This is a genomic window from Moorena sp. SIO2C4 (assembly GCF_010672485.1).
Taxonomy (GTDB): domain Bacteria; phylum Cyanobacteriota; class Cyanobacteriia; order Cyanobacteriales; family Coleofasciculaceae; genus Moorena; species Moorena producens.
In genome coordinates this window covers 1-1,558 of the sequence record NZ_JAAHGN010001396.1, presented here as the reverse complement: position 1 = coordinate 1,558, position 1,558 = coordinate 1, and the positions used below count along the sequence as shown (strand labels likewise).

The 1,558-nt window shown below is 42.9% G+C and carries 3 protein-coding genes; 2 read left to right on the top strand and 1 reads right to left on the bottom strand.

Translation table 11 applies throughout. The features are described from left to right. The coding region (locus F6K20_RS37950) for a 3D domain-containing protein (RefSeq protein WP_287298328.1) at positions 1 to 342 on the top strand (342 nt) is incomplete at its 5' end. Between the two features lie 164 nt (positions 343 to 506). Next, the gene (locus tag F6K20_RS37945; protein WP_008185779.1) at positions 507 to 725 is read left to right on the top strand and encodes a hypothetical protein; all 219 of its coding nucleotides are present in this window, start codon (positions 507 to 509) and stop codon (positions 723 to 725) included. On the opposite strand, the gene F6K20_RS37940 is transcribed toward F6K20_RS37945, so the two are convergent. Beyond that, positions 722 to 1,558, bottom strand: an 837-nt coding sequence (locus F6K20_RS37940) for an ABC transporter substrate-binding protein (protein WP_287298326.1), incomplete at its 5' end; no start/stop codon positions are given. The two genes, F6K20_RS37945 and F6K20_RS37940, sit on opposite strands and share 4 nt — an antisense overlap.

Genomic DNA, 1,558 nt, shown 5'->3' with positions numbered 1-1,558 from the left:
CCCCGCAATAAAAGTTTTGTGTTCTTTCGGGAAACCAGGGGGGCACCTGCTACCGGTAGTCTTGGTTTGCCAGTAATGGCTGAGCGCTCGATTGCTACCGATAAATCTATCATGCCTCCAGGAGCCTTGGCCCTTATCCAGACTAGTATCCCTTATCCCAATGCTGTAGGTCAGTTGGAATCTAGGCTAGTCAGTCGCTATGTGTTGGATCAGGATACTGGTAGTGCGATTAAAGGGCCGGGTCGAGTGGATATATTTATGGGTACTGGTAAATTAGCAGGTAATCGGGCAGGGCTGATTAATGATACGGGAGAGTTATACTATTTGTTGCTGAAAAATTAAGACCTCAAAATAGGCGTCAAGCTTTACCTATAAACTTTAATTATAAAACTATACATAAAACTATACATAAAATTATAAATAAAACTATATTCGAAAACACACCTGATCACCTACATTACCCGTTGAAACTGAGAAGAAAGGCTAAAAAAACGAGGTAGGTCAATATGAGTCGTTTTCAAGGGTCAAACCAAAATTATTTCAGTCAGCTTGATGTGGTTGCTGTGATGTTTTTCAGTTCTTTTGTACTTGGCTTTATTCCTATTAATATTGGTTTTAACCAAAACTTACCAGTTAATGAAGATTTTGTCAATCCAACAGAAGTAGAACTTTGGGGGGTTGAACTTTCCCCCGGCTTAAAGCACGGGGGCAGCCCGTTAACCTAATTTCCCTTATCAATCTCCCACAGTGGCAATTGTTGAATTGGGTCTAACTGGACATTCTTTAACCCTGACTGGGCAAAAGCATATTCCTTTGGTTGCCATAAGGGTATTAAGGGTACATCCTTTGCTAACAGTTCTTGGATCTCAGCAAAAATCTGCTTTCGAGCGGCTGGATCTGATTCCTGACGCTGTTGCTGAATCAGTTTATTGATGCGATCGCTATAGTAAAAGGATCCTTGAGAACGACTGGCTCCGGCTTCACACCCTTTCCCTTCCGAACCTTTAGTACAACTGACTAAGGGCTGAATAAAGTTATCGGGGTCAGAAAAGTCAGGATACCAATCGACTAAAGCACTCTGATAAACTCCCTTACCTAGATTGCCAAAGAAATTCGCTGACTCCACAGTTTGGGGCTGGATTTCCACAATTCCCCCAAGTTCCTGGGCAGCATATTCTTTCAGAAGACTCGCAAGTTGTTGCCGGGTTGCTGAACCTGAGGAATACCAAATTTCTAATGTCAACGGATTGTCTTTAGTAAATCCCGCTTTGGCTAGCAGTTCTTTGGCTTTGGCAATATTACCGTCACCGTAGGCGTCTTTAAAGGTGGGCTTGGAGACATCAAAGCTAGTGGGAATGATACTAAAGGCTGGTGCAGCTTGGTTTCTTAGCACCCGGTCGTTGATCAGTTTACGATTAACAATCGCAGCGATCGCTTGTCTGACTTCTGGTTTATCCAAGGGTGCCATCTGAGTATTGAGCACCATGTAGTTAATATTATTGCTGGGAGATTCTATGACTTGCCAACCACCAGAAGCTGCTCCTTTTTGCAAACTGAA

Bases quoted from the DNA above. Each gene is read 5' to 3' on its own strand.
- F6K20_RS37945 (WP_008185779.1), top strand. From the start codon at position 507: ATGAGTCGTTTTCAAGGGTCAAACCAAAATTATTTCAGTCAGCTTGAT.